The sequence below is a fragment of the Ruegeria sp. CDSB117 genome (assembly GCF_059611005.1).
Map to the genome: position 1 here is coordinate 1 of NZ_JBXWOS010000041.1, position 15,908 is coordinate 15,908.

Genomic DNA, 15,908 nt, shown 5'->3' on the forward strand with positions numbered 1-15,908 from the left:
GATGAACTCATGCCGTGGTGTTACGTCGAAGAAACCGCTCAACATTAACTGGTCGCATTCACCGGACGGACACACTCATTGGCGGGTTTTGCTTTTTTGAGCATGGCGATCAGATTGCCCTGCATATCCACCCCTCCTGAGCAGCGATCGGCGCGCAAAAGGTCAGGTGTCTTGACCGCAGACAGGCAGATGATGCCGTCCGCGAAATGAGAGTACGTTTGGCTCAGGCGATCATCAATCGGCTCTCATCGCCTTTTGCATGCCATAGGAGTAGGACGAGCAATATCCATCCAAGGGATTGAAGTCCTCAGGGTCGCAGTCCGTGCCACAAAGGCCACATCTCTGCATCCCCTCTCCGCAGAAGATACACTTCCTGTCGTAGCGGCTCCAAGATTCTCGATCACATTGCGGGCAGGTTGACACTGACGGCATCTCACCATTCTTGGCTGCCATGTAAGACTGGCTTTCCACCAATTCGCTCAGGGCATGTATGAAAGCATCTTCGCGCTGGATTTTTTGATTACATTCCGCGCAATCCATTGAGAGATTGTCGAACGCCATCTTCTCGCCTTCAAGGCATCGAACGAGAGGTGATTTGCAATGTGGGCAACGCAAGAACTGCACGGTGTCAGGGAGAATATCAGCGCCCCAAGAAACACCCTTGATGTTTCGCGGCATTGTTCCGCCTGAGCCTCAAGCACTTCACTGTTCTTCAAAAGAGTCTGCCAAACATCCTTATCCAGCAAGGTTGGCGGGTCCTCCTCAAGGTGATCAGCCAACAGCTTTTGGACCAGTGGTAATGTCGAAGCAAGCGCCTCACGAGCGACGACTGGCGTCGCTTTAAGGAAGAGGTGCTCCGCGTCATTTCAAATGTTAGCAAGCGTTGTTAGTCGCCCCCAATCCAACTCGAGATCCAGAGACTTGAAACGTTCTTCGATTTGGCGGCGGTCATATCTGTTTCTTTTGATCAGGACAGAACATGCGCAGACCCAGCGTTAGAAAAAGATCTCAAACGCTGGATGGTCTTTCATCAATAAAGCAAAGAATTGGGCTCCGGCTTGGGTAATATGCACTCGGTCCGCAGAAATAATGTCTCCATTTTGATCGAAAACATGGATCTGATTCCCATTTGTGGTCGCGTAGCTGATGATATCGACATACAAACCAGCCGGTATGACCGACGCATTCTGCCTGTTTGCCTCAACTATTTCTTCGAATACCTTAGTCGTATAGTTTGGCCGACCATACCTGGGCAGTAAGGTGAATGCATTGAGATTATAACCAAAGTGTTTGGGGCCGACGAAGACGATATTGTGTTGCGCGGCAAGCCCGTTTTCAAGAAAGAGTTTGCAAGCGCCAGAAAGGTTGACGATTGGCAAGAAAGTCGCGTCAGCATTTTGTATCAAAGATTTTGTGTCATCGTCCCAAAGCCTGGGCTCGCAAACATTGAGCGCGTCGCGATAAATTAGATTTGCATCCTTCATTATGCCCATCTCAATGAGAATATTCGCAAAATCACGGGCCTGACTGTTCCCGACAATCAAAATGTTGATGCCGCTGTTCGTATCAAAATTTTCTGCGTCGTACTGGCTGATGCGGTGATTATACCCAATGTGCATCCCCGCTGCGACCTCTCGATCCGTGTCGAAAACGCGTGTGGGGAAGCCTTGGCCGAGATACAGCGAAAGCCCAACAGCACACAGCGTTGCGGTCACTGCGGTGCACGAAACAACAAGGCGTGAAAGAGAGATCGCGTTTTTGTTGCGGAACGGTTGTTCGACAAAACGCCAGGTCAGATAGGACAAAAGGAATGCAAATGGTATCAAGCTGGCAAAAAAATACGGGCTGGGTTCTTCAAAGCTAGCAATGCGCGCAAATACGGAAATTGGTTGGTGCCAGAGATACAGGCTGTAGCTGATCAGGCCAATGCCAACCAGAATTCTGATGCTCGGCAGTTTGGCGACAAAAGTGCCTTCCTTTGCATAGAGGAGAACGAGCAAAGACCCGACGACCGGAACGGCTGTCAAGTATGACGGGTGTTGCATGGTCCCGTCAAAGATCACCATAGATGCAATCACCGCAATAAGGCCAAGTAGCGAAAGACTGTTGCTCGCTCTAACCTTGCGCCTATTTTCCCAACAGGCCCCCAATGCACCGAATCCGAGTTCCCAGGCGCGTGTATGCAGAAGATAAAATGTGCTCTCCGGGTGGGTTTGGACCAAAAGCACACTCGCCAGAAAGCTGGACCCGATGATAGCCCAAACCAGCAAATCCGTTCTGTGTTTAAGTACCGGGTACAAGGCCATAAGCAAAAGCGGAAAAACTATGTAAAACTGTTCTTCAACTGCCAGGCTCCATGTGTGAACCAGAGGTTTGAACTCGGACGCAAGGTCCCAGTATCCACTTGTTAGCGTGAGAAGAACATTATTCAGAGAGAACATTGTGGCCACGACACTTTGGCCGAAGTTTTCCAGTGGATCGGGCAGCATGGTAAACCAAGCGATAGGAATACAAACCAGTACGACGACACTCAGGGCTGGCAAGATCCGTCGGGCCCGACGCTCGTAGAACTTCAAAAGAAAGAAGCTATTTTTTCCAAGATCATCAAGGATAATAGAGGTTATTAGATATCCGCTGATAACGAAGAAAACGTCTACGCCTAAAAAACCTCCACTGAACAGGCTTATGCCGGAATGAAAAAGAACCACTGGTAAAACTGCAATGCTGCGAAGGCCATCAATTTCTTTCCGTTGCAGCATTTAATCAAAACCCACTCTTGTATTTTGTGCTCGGGCCTGTGAGCTTTCGAAGCGCATCTGTCGTCAAGAGTGTGTCGAGGAACTTTGAGCCGCCGCAGCCAATCGAACAAAGTATTGGCAGGTTTATGCGTTCCGGTCGTTGCAAGACCCAGGCTGAAAACTTCTGAGTGAGCCCTGCGAAGTCACTGCCATTGCTAGCACCCTTATCGTAGAATTTTTTTGGCTGATTGGAGCCTGGTACAAATTGCCATCACCGATTGGTTCGCGCTCTTGTCGAATCAAATCAATTCGTATTTGGTCCACGTGATGGTTCCCGACTGTATTCTGCGGTCAGGGATAAAAGGGAATACGGTGCGGTTCTGTGAAAAGACCAATTCCGTGACTGCCCCCGCAACTGTAGGCGGCGAGCGACCCGAGATCGTCCACTGGGCAATAGCCTGGGAAGGATCGGGATAGCTTTGACCCGCAAGTCAGGAGACCTGCCATCCGAAATTTATGAACCTGGGCGGGGTGTCCCAGAGGGAGATGACAATGTTTCAAGCGGTCCGTACCGTGCACGAACTTGCGCTCGCTTTGCCCCTGTCCGAACACAGGAGGCGTTGCCGTTGTCATTGCAAAAAGCTGACACCCAAAGGGGTAAGTGCTTGACGGAATTTAGTGTTCCGGTGCTGGTCACGGGGGCTCTGGCGCTGTCGGCGATCTTGTGGCTCGCGATTTACGCGGTGATTTGATGTCGGCCGTTTTACAAATCCGAGATCTGACGTTGGGCTACCGCGACCTGACATTGTTTCACCGCCTCTCCATGGATATCGCGGCCGGGACAACCCTGGCCGTTCTTGGTGCAAACGGGTCGGGCAAGAGCACATTTGTAAAGATGCTGCTGGGCTTGATGGATCCGCTTTCGGGCAGTTTGACTTGGCCGCAGGGCCGTCCTGGTGACATCGGGTACCTGGCGCAGATGACCGAGTTCGACCGCCGATTTCCCATCCGTGTGAGGGATCTTGCCGCGATGGGTGCTTGGCGCGGGTTTGGCTATCGTACCGGGCTGGACGCCGCGGCACGTGACCGGATGGCCGCCGCGCTGGATGAGGCCGGGGTACTGGATATCGCTGACCGGCCTCTGCATATGCTATCGGGCGGGCAACTGCAGCGCGCGCTGTTCGCACGGGTTATCATGCAGGACGCGCCGCTGATCCTGCTGGATGAACCGTTTGCCGCCGTCGACCAAAGTACTGAGGCGCATCTGCTGTCGATTATACGCCGATGGCGCGATGAGGGGCGCGCGGTGGTTTTGGTGGTGCACGATCTTTCCTCGGTACTGGACTATTGCAGCCACGCGCTGCTTTTGGGCGGGCAAGAGGCGACCCATGGACCGGTGAATGACGTTCTGACACCAGACCGGCTGGTTGCGCAAGGATACCTCTCGGAAAGTCAGGCGTCCTGGATGTTCCGTGGCACCCATTCAACAGCGGAGCACGCCAATGTATGACCTGATCGTCGAAATGTGGAGCTTTGCCTTCATGCGTCGCGCTTTTGTGGCAACCACGGTTTTGTCGGCTTCGGTCGCGCCGGTGGGGGCATTTCTTGTTCTGCGTCGCCTATCGCTGGCTGGTGAGGCCATGGCCCACGCGATTACCCCGGGCATCGTCATCGGCTTTGTCACGGCGGGCTTGTCAGTCATGTCACTGCTGGTCGGAGGGCTTATCGCGGGTGTTGGCGTCGCCATTTTGACCGCCTTTCTCGCACGCCGGACGATCCTGCGCAGCGATGCCAGCCTTGCCTCGCTGTATCTGATCGCACTGGCGGTGGGTATCTTTATTCTGTCTGCAGCAGGGTCCGCAGTCCCACTAAAAAGCTTCCTGTTCGGATCAATCCTTGGGATCGACGACGCGTCGATGATCCTTGTCGGAGGGGTGGCGACGGTAACATTGTTGGCATTCGCCGTTCTGCTTCGTCCGCTGATTATCAGCACCTGCGATCCGGTTTTCTTTGAAACTCAAACGCGCCGGCCGTGGCTGGTTGATCAGGGTTTTATGCTGCTGCTGGTTCTGAACCTGCTGGCGGCATTCAAAACGCTAGGCACGTTGATGGCCGTTGGCTTGATGATCCTGCCTGCGACCGCTGCGCGCTATTGGGCCAGTACGATCACCGGGCAACTGGTCCTGGGCTTTGTTTTTGCCTTGTCCAGCTGCTGGATCGGCCTGACCCTGTCCTACCTGTTCCCGGACACGCCGTCCGGCCCGGCGATCGTTTTGGTTGCCGGTGGGTTTTTTCTGTTCTCCGCCATTTTCGGTCCGCTTGGTTTTGGCAGACGGATGCGCAAACCGTCTGTTTCCAAAGACATCCCCATTGCCCAAATTCAACAAGAAGAGAGAGCACAATGACTCTTGTGAAGTCACTCTATGCCGGCATCGCCTCTGTGTCGTTTGCTTTGGCTGCATTGCCGACCGTTGCGGCAGAAGACAACGTAAAGATCGTCGCCAGCTTTTCGATCCTCGGCGACATGGTCGAAGAAGTCGTGGGCGATCTGGCCACAGTTACGACAATCGTGGGCCCGGATGCGGATGCGCATGTGTATCAGCCTTCGGTTGCAGACGCGAAGGCCGTTGCCCAGGCGGATATCATCTTTGTCAACGGTCTGGGCTTTGAAACATGGTCCGATACCCTGATCGCTGAATCTGGCACTGACGCAACCGTGCACGTTGCCACCGACGGCATCACGCCTGTCACAGTCGAGGGCAAAATCGACCCCCACGCCTGGAACTCGCTGTCGAACGGCATGATTTACGTGACCAATGTCGCCGACGTGATGACAGAGGCGATGCCCGAGCACGCAGATGAGATCGCAGCCAATGCCGCGGCCTATATCGCGCAGCTTGAGGCGCTGGATGCAGAAACCAAGGCAAAGCTGACAGGCCTGCCCGCCAATCGCCGCACGGTTGTGACCGCACATGACGCATTTGGATATTTGGCAGACGCCTACGGCCTGACTTTCCTTGCGCCGGTTGGCATCGACACCGAGGCAGAGCCATCAGCCAAGGATCTTGCTGTTCTGATTGACCAACTGAAGGCGGATGGTGCTGCCGCGTTGTTTGTTGAAAACATCACAAGCCCCACTTTGATTCAGCAGATCTCGGATGAAACCGGAATCGTGATTGGTGGACGGCTGTTCTCGGACGCCTTGTCGGAACGGGGTAGCCCTGCCACCAGCTACCTTGCGATGTTCCAGCACAATCTGAACACTCTGCTGAATGCACTTGGGAACGCAACCGCAAGCTAATTGGTCTTCAGGCACGAGGCGGTGCTTGAGCCGCCGCCTCATACCGTGCTTTGGAACACTGGGCTTGGGAAAACGTCGCTTAGTCCGGCTTCCAGCCGTCTTCGTATTCTCCCAAAGTACGGGAAAGATCCAATAGCGAGGCGAAAAATCTTGCGTAAACGTCCCGTGACATCATCGTCTTGTTGTCATCCAACACCTGCAAAAGATCGACAACGCCCGAGGCAAAGGCGTCATAGACCAACTGGTCCGCAGGCGTGGGGTCCAAGGTCCATATGTCGTGCGTGTTATAATACCCTGCGGGTTGGGGATCGTCGTCTATCATGTGTCCGCCTCATTTTGATGCCGCACATGTAAGTGAGAGGAAGGCGAACGCTAGTGATGTGGCGGAAAGTCACAAGTTTTTGGCGGTACCAAAAACGCGACCCCAACCTTGCGTTTCAGTGCTGATAGGAAGTGAAAAGCTTCGCTTCGACCACAACCGGCATGCATTGTGTCGACCGAGAAGTTGTCAGGGTTTCGAATGTTCGCTCTGCAATACTTCCAGAAACAGTTTGGTCACCCGCGTCGGTTCAGGTTGCTTTCTGGTCACTGCAGCAAACCGGGTTCGATATTGCGTTTCGTCCGGCAACACCATCCGCATCTTTTCCTGGTCCACAAAATCCTGCGCGAGATGATCAGGCAAATAACCTATGTATCGCCCCGACAGGATAAGTATGGCCAGCGCCTGCTCGCTTTGAACTTTTGCTGAACGTTGAAAGCCCAGTTGCTGACCGACAATGAGGTTCGGAGAGTTCACGCTGAGCCCAACATAATTGTACCTGAGTAGGTCACTGGTCCTGAGTTCCCGGTCCGGTATTTCGAACAGGGGGTGTTCCCGGCCGCAATACAGGAACATGTTCTCGCCATATAACGGTGCATAGTTCAGACTTGTCGAAGGTCGATGCAGCGCAATAATCCCGATGTCGAGCTGACCGCTGATAACCATGGTTTCGATCACGTTTGGCGGCTCAAGAGACAATTCGATCTGAACCGAGGGGGCGGCTTCGTTGAACCGATGAATGGCGCGAGCAAGCCGGGAATCCGGGTTTGATGCACATTGATCAAACAGCGAAATGCGGATCGTTCCCCCCAACTGTTCCTTGATCTCGCTGACCTCGTTTCGAAATTGCGACACGGACACAAGCAGGTGATCTGCTGCCTGCAGCACTTTTGCGCCGTCTTCTGTTAAGGCGAACCCCGCAGGCCCGCGTGTGCACAGTTTTAAGCCCAATCGCAGTTCCAGGTCGGTAATATGTTTGGAAATCGTCGATTTGCCGATATTCAGCTCAACTTCGGCTGCAGACAGTCCACCACTTTCCACAACCGTCTTGAAAACGCGCAGCAATCGGATGTCGCTGTCGCCGATGCGTGAGGCAACCATTTTGCTCCCAATTCGTAAGGTTTGATATATATGAAACCTATCGCGCAAAGAAAGGCAACATAGAAACACATTTCACAAGCTACTCTGAAAAAGCCGAGGCAGAATCGGACTGGCCATCTCTCCCCAGGTCAGCGCGCACCTCGAAACATGATAAAACTGGGAGGACATCTATGTCATTCATCAAAAAGCTTGGCACCATGACTGCTGCCGTTTCGGTCGCAGCCCTGATGGTAGCGGGCGCAGCCGACGCGAAAAACTTCAAGATCGCTGTTGGCGATAGTGCGGGCAGCGCACAAGAAGCCCTCGGATTGGCTTTCGTTAAGGCACTCGAAGAAAAATCGGGTGGCGAACACACAGCTACACTGTTCCTGAACGGTCAGCTGGGTTCCGAGCAGGACACCGTCAACGAGGCCGCAATCGGCACGCTGGACATGTCGCTGCTGGCGATCAACAACATCACGCCGTTCTCGCCTTCGGTTGGTGTATTCACTCTGCCTTATGTGATCCTGTCCCTGGAAGATGCTGAAAAGCTGACCCAAGGCCCGATTGGTCAGGAACTGGTGGAAAACACCATTCGTGACGCAGGTGTGCGCATCATCGGCTGGACCTACACAGGTTTCCGCCGTCTGACCAACTCGAAAAAGCCTGTCAGCTCGGTTGCTGACCTGCAGGACCTGATCATCCGCGTTCCCAAGAACGAAATCATGATTGAAACCTACAAGTCCTGGGGTATCAGCCCGACTCCGATGGCATGGTCCGAGACCTTCACCGGTCTGCAAACCAAAGTTGTCGACGGTCAGGACAACCCTTACCTGACGATCAACGCAATGAAGTTCTACGAGGTCCAGAACCACGTGACCAACCTGCGTTACATCTTCTCGATCGAACCGCTGATCGTTTCGGAATCTGTTTTCCAGGGCCTGAGCGAAGAAGATCAGAAGATCATTCTGGAAGCCGGTCAGGAAGCAACTCAGATTTCCGCGCAGTTCCTACGTGACTCTGAAGCTGCGATCAAAGAAGAGCTGACCGAAAAAGGCATGGCAATCATCGATCCTGAGAACGATGAAGCCGAGTTCATCGAACTGGCAACCGGTGCCGTATGGCCTCAGTTCTATGAGTCCATCGGCGGCGTCGAGAAACTGAACACGGTCCTCGAGGCCATCGGCCGCGAGCCCGTCCAGCAATAATCGCCAAAGAGCGAAAAGGAAAAGAGCGCTTCGGCGCTCTTTTCATCTCAGGGAGGAGGGAATTCCGCAATGTTCTGGAAATTTCTGGACAATATCGAAAGTATCATCTGCCGGATCCTGTTATCCGGCTTCGTCTGTCTGCTGTTTGTACAGATCATCGCGCGGGAAGTCTTTGGCTTTTCGTATAGCTGGATCGAAGAACTGTCAGTCTACATGTTCGTCTGGTTTGTCTACTTTGGCGCCAGCTATGCGGCATTGAAAGGCGCGCATAACCGGGTGACCTTCCAGTTCAAGTTCCTGCCCGAACGCTACATCAAGTATATCGAGGCTTTTGCTGATCTCTTCTGGCTCTTTTTCAACGTCTACTTCCTGTATCTGGCGACGGACTTTGTCTTCAACAAGATGAACAAGTTCTGGAAGTCCCAGACCCTGGGTATCGAGATGAAGTATGTCTACATGGTTCTGCCTCTCGCCTTTGCGCTGATGACCGTGCGCATCATTCAGGTGAACTATCGCCGCCTGATCAAAGGCGAAGACATCCATGATCCTGACCAGATCGACCTTGATGAAATCAAAGCTGCCACCGAAGCAGCTAAGCGCGACTGAGGCAGGGAGGAAAAACCATGGAATCCGAAATCGTCACAATCCTATTTGGATCGTTTCTTTTACTGCTGCTCATCGGTGCACCGATCACGGTTGCGCTGGGTGTGGCATCGCTGTTCTCGTTCCTTTACCTGGGCGAAAACCCAATCAAGTTCGTGCAGATTGCATTTACCTCGGTGGGCGCGTTCCCACTGATGGCGCTGCCTGCATTTATTCTGGCGGGGGCTCTTATGGAGGCCGCCGGTATCTCAAAACGCCTAATCAATGTTGCGGAAAGTCTGGCTGGTCCATTCACCGGCGGTATTTCGGCTGCAACGGTTATGGCCTGTCTGTTCTTTGGCGCCATTTCGGGCTCGGGCCCGGCAACAACCGCGGCCGTGGGGATGCTGATGATCCCAGCAATGATCGACCGTGGCTATGAGCGCGGCTATGCCTCTGCTATTACCGCTTCTTCTGGCGGCCTCGGGATTATTATTCCTCCCTCCATCCCGATGGTGATCTTCGGCATTGCCGCGCTCGGTATGGCGCCTCCGCTGGAAGCAGTTGAAAAGTTTGGCACCTTCCAGTCGGTTTCGATCTCGAAACTGTTCATCGCGGGTTTCGTTCCGGCCTTCCTGATCGCCACCAGCTTGCTGATCCTGAACTATTTCATGTCAAAAAAGCGCGGCTACAAAGGTGTTGCGGAAGGTTGGTCGATGCGTCACGTGGCTTGCGAAATGTACCGTGGGTTCTGGTCGCTGATGGCTCCACTGGTGATCCTGGGCGGTATCTATACCGGCTTCTTCACTCCGACTGAGGCTGCGATTGTCGCGATCTTCTACACCCTGGTCGTTGGCGTCGTCATCTACCGTGAACTTACTTGGCAGTCGCTGTTCCAGTCGCTTGAAGCCACAACCTGGCTGACGGGGCGTGTTCTGCTGATCCTGTTCACCGCAACCGTGTTCGGCCGCCTTCTGGTGGAAAACCAGATCCCTGCGATCATCGCGGACTCGATGCTCAGCTTTACCGACAACCTCTATGTGATTTGGGCGCTGATCATCTTCTTCCTGCTGTTCGTCGGCATGTTCATGGAGACGCTGGCCACGATCCTGATCCTGGTTCCGGTGATGCTGCCGGTGGCCTATTCGGTTGGCATCGACCCGATCCACTTTGGTGTGGTGATGGTCTGTACGCTGGGTATCGGTTTCCAGACACCGCCACTGGGTGAGAACCTGTTCATCGCATCGGGTATTTCGAATATCACGATCGAGCAGATCTCGTTGCGCGCATTGCCCTTTGCGGCGGCCAATACCATCGCGATCTTCATCATTGCGTTCTTCCCTGAGCTGTCGCTATGGCTGCCCAGGCTGTTGGGCTACTGACCTGAAAGGATAATGTTATGAAACAAATGGTGACAAATATCCTGTTCGCGACCGACTTGTCGGAGAACTCGGGTCACGCCATGCGCAATGCGGCCAGCATTGCCATGGCAACAGGGGCGGAAATTCACGTCCTGCACGTGAACGAGCCCCTGTCGGACGACGCGAAGATCACGATGGACATGTTCATCCTGAACGAAGAGACCCGCAAAACCGCCGCCAAGCGTCGCCATGAGATGGTGCGCAAGGTGCTGGCCGAGCGGCAGGCAAAATTCTGGGCGCAGTTCGAAGGCGAAGACGCCAAGATCCGTGATCAGGTGACCTCGATCGAGGTCACCGACGGGCACCCAGCCGAGGTGATCCTGCGGCGCTCGGTCGAGATGGGATGCGATCTGATCGTGCTTGGTGCACATGACCACGGCTTTTCGCACACCTTCCTCGGTACGGTGGCGAAACGTGTCTTGCGTCGGTCGAATATCCCGACACTGATCGTTCCGAACCCGGACGAGGGCTAAGAATTTCCATGGGCCGCTGCGATCGTAGCGGCCCATGCTTTGCGCTGCACAGCGAACAAACCTGGTGATGCCAGAACACCGCCTGTTCCGCATCCAACGGCCCTGTGTTCATCTCGGGCCATAGCTTTCCAAGTTAAAAACCTCTGCCTCAAATCATACCCAGAAAGTTTCGTTAACGGAGCTTAATGAAACGGTGTTCTCTCCTTAAGAACCGGTTCCTTTATTTGAGTTGTGACCAAAACCGCAATCCAAATTCAGGAGGAGAAGACCATGGAAGCGACACAGACCATCACCCCGAACCGCAACGTTTTTTCCACGCTGTTCGCGGACTATGCAGAAGCCCGAACCGAACATTTCCGCCGCAGGATTTTCGCCAAAACAGTCCACGACCTGGAGGCGCTAAACGATCGCCAACTGAGCGACATCGGCGTCCCTCGGGCTGAAATCAAGCAACGCGCCTATCAAAGCGTTTATCATGGCGCACCTTATCGGCAGTAGCGACGGGCCAGCCCAAAACACGCTCGCGTAACCAGTTATGAGGTAGACCCCATGTTTGATGTCATCCCACCAAGCAAGCAATTGCCCCCCACGAATAGCGCCCTGCTGTTGTTCGACCGTGCTATGCGCATACGTGCGATCAGTTCCGAAATCGTTCGGGCTGCACAGTATCTGAACAGCTTTTCCGATCAGGAATTGTCAGAGCTGGGCATAAATCGCAGCGATATTGACGACACGATTCAGCGCTACATCTGACAAGTTGGCGAAAGCCGGGCGATTGAGAAAAAGAGAAACAAAGCCACTCTGGCGTGCCAGAGTGGCTTTTCTTACGCGAGGTGATCCACAACCTGCAAATGCTGGGCCAGCTTGTCGATCTCGGCCATCCAGCCTTGCACCAGTTTTGGGTCGCTAGGTGCCGCATGGACACCGACGGCGATCGCACGGTTCAGGACGGCCTCAACCGCCAGCGAGACCGGGATAGACACCAGCCGCGCCATTGCCGTGCCACGCGCGTCGCCCCAGGCATCCATGACATAGGTTTTGTGCCAGACGGGGGTGCCGTCTTTTTCGGCCTTCAGCCCTACGCACAGAACCACGCGGTCCGGTTCGCCCTCGTCATAGGCGTTTTCGTCCCAGAACTGGTCCGACATTTCCTTCAGGCGCGCGTCGCCTTCGGGTCCGGACAGGGTTTCGATCTCGCTAAACACACCCGACCACGCATCAGCCCAGCCATTCAGGCGCAGGGTCCCGCGGACGAATTCCTTGACGGTCCAGTGATCCTCGAACTGATATTCTTCCATGAAAGGCAGGGAGTCGCGGTTCGGATAGACCTCGAAGCTTTCCGGTGTGGGCAGCGGGGCGATATAGCTGCTGATCGCGTCCCACGGGCGGGCGACGTCCAGCGGTGCATAATCACGGATCGATTTCGACGGCGAACGCAGGGCCTTGAGCACACCCAAAGGCGACCAGCTGAACTTGTACCGGAACGGGTTGGGGTTCTTCGGAATGCCGCCGCAATACGAGATAAAGCTTAGGTGGTTGTTCGCATCAAACGCGTCCGAGGCGCGATAGTCGGCGATCAGGGCATGTGCCATTAGGTGGTCGATGCCCGGATCAAGCCCGACCTCATTCACCAGCGCCACACCGGCTTTGCGCGCCTTGTCGTCCAGCGCGCGCATCTCGGGCGCGATGTAAGAGGATGAGACAAAGTTGGCCTCTTTGGAAATCGCGAGTTCCGCCAGCGGTACGTGCCAATCGCCCGGCAGCATCGAGACGATAACGTCACCTTTTTCCAGCACCGTTCCCAGCTCGTCGATGTTAAAAGCACGTATGTCGTCGATCAGGTCTCCGACTTCGGCCTTGGCCTTTTCAACGGTCCGGTTCCAGACAGTGACCTTGTGTCCGCCTTCAATCAGGCGACGCAGGCCGGGGATGGCCGACAGGCCGGTGCCACACCAATGGATGGTCATCGTTCAGATCCCTTCGATATGAGATTTGTAAGTCGCCGCTGCCCGACCCCAAACGCCGCTGTCCAGATCGGTCAAGGTCAACAGGGATGGCAACAATTGCGCTGCATAATCGTCAGAGCTTTCGACCGGCAGCATCGAGGGCAGGTTGTCGATCGCCATGACGTCCATCACCGGATCACTCGCAACACGCAAGGCAGGGGCGTCCCACGTGGTGGCACGGTCGTAAACCGGAACCGGGTTGTAATCGCTGTCCGGGTCGCAAGCGACATCACCGATGGCTGTCAGGTTTCGCGGGGCGGTCAACGCACCCCGTGGTACAAAAACCGGGGTGCCGGGGCGCGCAAAGATGCAGTTCAGGAACAGGTCGTGATCTAGGATTTCGGGGAAAGGCCCACCGCTGGCGGTTTCGGCCATGTCCCATTTAGTGACAGTGAAACCCATTGCCTCACACAGATCAGCCGCGCCCGTGCCAACACGTCCCAATGCACCGATGACGATGGCGCGGGGTCGATCAGAACCCGTTGCATCCAGTTCGGCAAGAAGTTCTTGGTTCAGGGCGTCTTTGCTTGGGTAAACACCAACCGGAGGACACTCCTCTCCGCGCTGCTGTGCCGCCCACGTCTTGAGGGTGACAGCCGCACCGGCATAACCAGCCCAATATCCGAAAGCTGCGACACGGCGATCGTTTTCATCCACGAGGTATTCCAGATCGTAGAGCGTGCCTCCCCCGGCCTTAAACCGTTCCAGAAGGGCGCGACCAGAGTGCTGACCCTTGTAGGCATGACCAAACATGATGTGGCGATGGGGCAAGGGTATGCCATCCTCCGGCAGCTCCTTCAGGCCAAAGATGATTGCGTCCTGCGGCGCGTCGGGCCACGAGTTCTCGGGTGCAATCTCACAGCCCGCCGCTTTGTACCCATCTATCGGAATAGCGCGGACATGGCTTTCCTCGACTGTCACCCGGATGCCTGCCGCAACCAGGGACGCCGCGCCTTCTGGGGTCAATCCAACCCGTTCTTCATTCGGGCGTTGCTCTGCCCGGACCCAGAGATGTGTCATGCGTCGTCCTTTACTCAAATCATCCCGGCGGCGCGCACCGCCTGAACCGAGGCGCGCGCCTCCATCGCCTCGCGGAAAGCGAGGATTTTGGGAAAGGCCGACACGTCCACACCGTCACCTTCCAGCCAGCTGCACACCACGTACAGATAGGCGTCCGCCAGCGAGACCGTATCGCCCAACACAAAGGGCCCGCGCAAACCGTTTGATACGATGTACTCACAGGACGTCGTCATGGTCTGGGCGACCTTGCCGGTCATGTCTTTCCAGCTGGATTTCTTGTCAGCCCAACGGGCACCGCGCAGCTTGTGTGCGTGGTTTACATGCATGGTCGAGGCCAGATAATACATCACTTCGCGCATACGGGCCGCCATGACCGGATCGGCGGGGACCAGATTTGCGTCGGGCGCAACCGTAGCGACATATTCCAGCAACGCTCCGGTTTCAGTCAGGATACCGCCATCAACCGCCAATGCCGGCACACGGCCTTTTGGATTGATCTGCTTGTAAGCCAGTTTGGTCTGGTCGCCTTCGGCGAAGTCCAGACGGACCGCTTCATAGTCCAGACCGGCCTCCTCCAAGGCGATGGCAACGGCGATCGAAATGGTGCGGGGGGCAAAATAAAGCTGCATCAGGGGACCTCCGGGCTTGGGTTACAGATGCGTTTGGGCAAACTGCCTGTCTGGCGCTTCCAGGTGCGGGACTGCGTTGAACAGAACCGGGCTTAGCTGCGCGCCAATCGGGTGCAGACGATGCATGGAGGTATTCATGATGGCAAGAGCCACCCGCGCCATCGCAGGTATGTCCAGTCCCATGGCCTGCCTGACAACCATCGAGATCAACCCACCCGAGGTTACAACAATCGCCGGACCGCCATTGGTGCCGATGTCGCACAAAGCGTCCGAGACGCGTGTTTCGAACTCCTCAAAGGTTTCGGGCGTTTCCTCGATCTCGCCTCTGGCCCAGGCGGCAAAAGTGCGGGGCAGATGTTCGACAAACCCTTCCCGGTCGGTCGGCACGGGGATGCCATGTTGCTCTTCATACAATTTCGAGATGGTGAAGTATTCAACCTCATTGAGGCGTGGATCACGGGAAGGCTCGGGCAGTCCCATGCTGGCGGCGGTTTCCACGTGGCGCGACAGGGTTCCGCAATAGACGCGCGGGTAGAACGCTTGTGTGTTCTGCAGATGCGCGCCCAGCCAACGGGCTTGCTGATGGCCCAGATCGCTGAGCTTGTCATAATTTACTTCGTCACGTGCGGTGGTGTTGGCCTGCCCGTGACGCACCAGTGTGATATGTGCCATTGCGTCCCCTCTTGCGCGAAGTCTTAGGGCAGGTTCAGGGTCGGTGCCAGAGCACTTTGGCAGAAAGCGGCTAAAAACCAGTTTGATGGCTCGGCTGTCCTTTGTTTGCCGTAGAAATTTGCCCATGGCACGTCGCATGGGATGTTGCCTAACGGAAAAAAGTTTCCTATAGGATACAAACCTGCTGCATGCGGCCGTATACATGCCTCTGCAACGCCAGCCTCGGGGCACCAAAAGACCACCAGCAGTCGAAGCCTGTTGACTCGCTGCACAGTCCTAGGAACCTTGGTGTCAATTGGCGGCACTACCGAGATAACGTTGCAATTCATGCGGCAATATTGCCAAGGACTTAGGAAAGGTCTCTGCCATGTCTGACGCCCTCAAACGCACCCCCTTGTATGACTTGCACGTCGAACTCGGCGGTAAGCTTGTTGATTTTGCTGGGTGGGAGATGCCTGT

At 55.2% G+C, this 15,908-nt stretch carries 16 protein-coding genes and 1 riboswitch; of the genes, 9 read left to right on the top strand and 7 right to left on the bottom strand.

What is annotated here, in order from left to right; translation table 11 throughout:
- Window positions 1–995 precede the first annotated feature (995 nt).
- Window positions 996–2,759, bottom strand: a complete 1,764-nt coding sequence (locus AC2FJC_RS22795) for an acyltransferase family protein (RefSeq protein WP_496741915.1) — start codon at window positions 2,757–2,759, stop codon at window positions 996–998.
- A 290-nt stretch (window positions 2,760–3,049) separates the two neighbouring features.
- Window positions 3,050–3,260: riboswitch (cobalamin riboswitch) on the top strand.
- A 229-nt stretch (window positions 3,261–3,489) separates the two neighbouring features.
- Between AC2FJC_RS22795 and AC2FJC_RS22800 the strand changes: the two genes are divergently transcribed.
- The 3 genes from AC2FJC_RS22800 to AC2FJC_RS22810 are packed head-to-tail and all read left to right on the top strand — an operon-like array spanning window position 3,490 to window position 6,039.
- Complete coding sequence (locus AC2FJC_RS22800; protein ID WP_496741917.1) at window positions 3,490–4,248, top strand: metal ABC transporter ATP-binding protein; 759 nt, start codon at window positions 3,490–3,492, stop codon at window positions 4,246–4,248.
- Window positions 4,241–5,143: a metal ABC transporter permease gene (locus AC2FJC_RS22805; protein WP_496741919.1), complete on the top strand. Its 903-nt coding sequence runs from the start codon at window positions 4,241–4,243 to the stop codon at window positions 5,141–5,143. Before AC2FJC_RS22800 ends, AC2FJC_RS22805 begins: the two co-directional genes overlap by 8 nt.
- Window positions 5,140–6,039, top strand: a complete 900-nt coding sequence (locus AC2FJC_RS22810) for a metal ABC transporter solute-binding protein, Zn/Mn family (RefSeq protein ID WP_496741921.1) — start codon at window positions 5,140–5,142, stop codon at window positions 6,037–6,039. Before AC2FJC_RS22805 ends, AC2FJC_RS22810 begins: the two co-directional genes overlap by 4 nt.
- Before the next feature lie 79 nt (window positions 6,040–6,118).
- On the opposite strand, the gene AC2FJC_RS22815 is transcribed toward AC2FJC_RS22810, so the two are convergent.
- Both AC2FJC_RS22815 and AC2FJC_RS22820 read right to left on the bottom strand, forming a co-directional pair.
- Window positions 6,119–6,361 (bottom strand): hypothetical protein, encoded by a 243-nt coding sequence (locus AC2FJC_RS22815; protein ID WP_496727356.1) that lies wholly within the window; start codon window positions 6,359–6,361, stop codon window positions 6,119–6,121.
- A gap of 186 nt (window positions 6,362–6,547) precedes the next feature.
- A complete protein-coding gene (locus AC2FJC_RS22820; RefSeq protein ID WP_496741923.1) occupies window positions 6,548–7,459 on the bottom strand; it encodes a LysR family transcriptional regulator in 912 nt (303 codons plus the stop codon).
- Window positions 7,460–7,629: 170 nt separating this feature from the next.
- Between AC2FJC_RS22820 and AC2FJC_RS22825 the strand changes: the two genes are divergently transcribed.
- The 6 genes from AC2FJC_RS22825 (at window position 7,630) to AC2FJC_RS22850 (ending at window position 11,875) form a co-directional block, all read left to right on the top strand.
- Window positions 7,630–8,646 (top strand): TRAP transporter substrate-binding protein, encoded by a 1,017-nt coding sequence (locus tag AC2FJC_RS22825; RefSeq protein WP_058277391.1) that lies wholly within the window; start codon window positions 7,630–7,632, stop codon window positions 8,644–8,646.
- A gap of 69 nt (window positions 8,647–8,715) precedes the next feature.
- Window positions 8,716–9,252 (top strand): TRAP transporter small permease, encoded by a 537-nt coding sequence (locus AC2FJC_RS22830; RefSeq protein WP_058273759.1) that lies wholly within the window; start codon window positions 8,716–8,718, stop codon window positions 9,250–9,252.
- Between the two features lie 17 nt (window positions 9,253–9,269).
- Window positions 9,270–10,610: a TRAP transporter large permease gene (locus AC2FJC_RS22835; RefSeq protein WP_496741925.1), complete on the top strand. Its 1,341-nt coding sequence runs from the start codon at window positions 9,270–9,272 to the stop codon at window positions 10,608–10,610.
- 17 nt (window positions 10,611–10,627) lie between these two features.
- Window positions 10,628–11,122: a universal stress protein gene (locus AC2FJC_RS22840; protein ID WP_496741927.1), complete on the top strand. Its 495-nt coding sequence runs from the start codon at window positions 10,628–10,630 to the stop codon at window positions 11,120–11,122.
- Window positions 11,123–11,392: 270 nt separating this feature from the next.
- Window positions 11,393–11,620: a DUF1127 domain-containing protein gene (locus tag AC2FJC_RS22845; protein ID WP_496741928.1), complete on the top strand. Its 228-nt coding sequence runs from the start codon at window positions 11,393–11,395 to the stop codon at window positions 11,618–11,620.
- Between the two features lie 51 nt (window positions 11,621–11,671).
- The gene (locus tag AC2FJC_RS22850; protein ID WP_170566399.1) at window positions 11,672–11,875 is read left to right on the top strand and encodes a DUF1127 domain-containing protein; all 204 of its coding nucleotides are present in this window, start codon (window positions 11,672–11,674) and stop codon (window positions 11,873–11,875) included.
- Window positions 11,876–11,946: 71 nt separating this feature from the next.
- Here the strand turns inward: AC2FJC_RS22850 and AC2FJC_RS22855 are convergent, their stop codons facing one another.
- Genes AC2FJC_RS22855 through AC2FJC_RS22870 form a run of 4 tightly spaced genes read right to left on the bottom strand, consistent with a single transcriptional unit; the run spans window position 11,947 to window position 15,449 of the window.
- Window positions 11,947–13,089 carry a saccharopine dehydrogenase family protein gene (locus AC2FJC_RS22855; RefSeq protein WP_496741930.1) on the bottom strand — a complete coding sequence of 381 codons (1,143 nt, stop codon included), beginning with the start codon at window positions 13,087–13,089 and terminating at the stop codon, window positions 11,947–11,949.
- A 3-nt stretch (window positions 13,090–13,092) separates the two neighbouring features.
- Entirely contained in the window at window positions 13,093–14,148 is a 1,056-nt protein-coding gene (locus tag AC2FJC_RS22860; protein ID WP_496741932.1) for a saccharopine dehydrogenase, read from the bottom strand.
- A gap of 14 nt (window positions 14,149–14,162) precedes the next feature.
- Window positions 14,163–14,777 carry a glutathione S-transferase family protein gene (locus tag AC2FJC_RS22865; protein ID WP_496741934.1) on the bottom strand — a complete coding sequence of 205 codons (615 nt, stop codon included), beginning with the start codon at window positions 14,775–14,777 and terminating at the stop codon, window positions 14,163–14,165.
- 21 nt (window positions 14,778–14,798) lie between these two features.
- A complete protein-coding gene (locus AC2FJC_RS22870) occupies window positions 14,799–15,449 on the bottom strand; it encodes a histidine phosphatase family protein (RefSeq protein ID WP_496741936.1) in 651 nt (216 codons plus the stop codon).
- Window positions 15,450–15,908 lie beyond the last annotated feature (459 nt).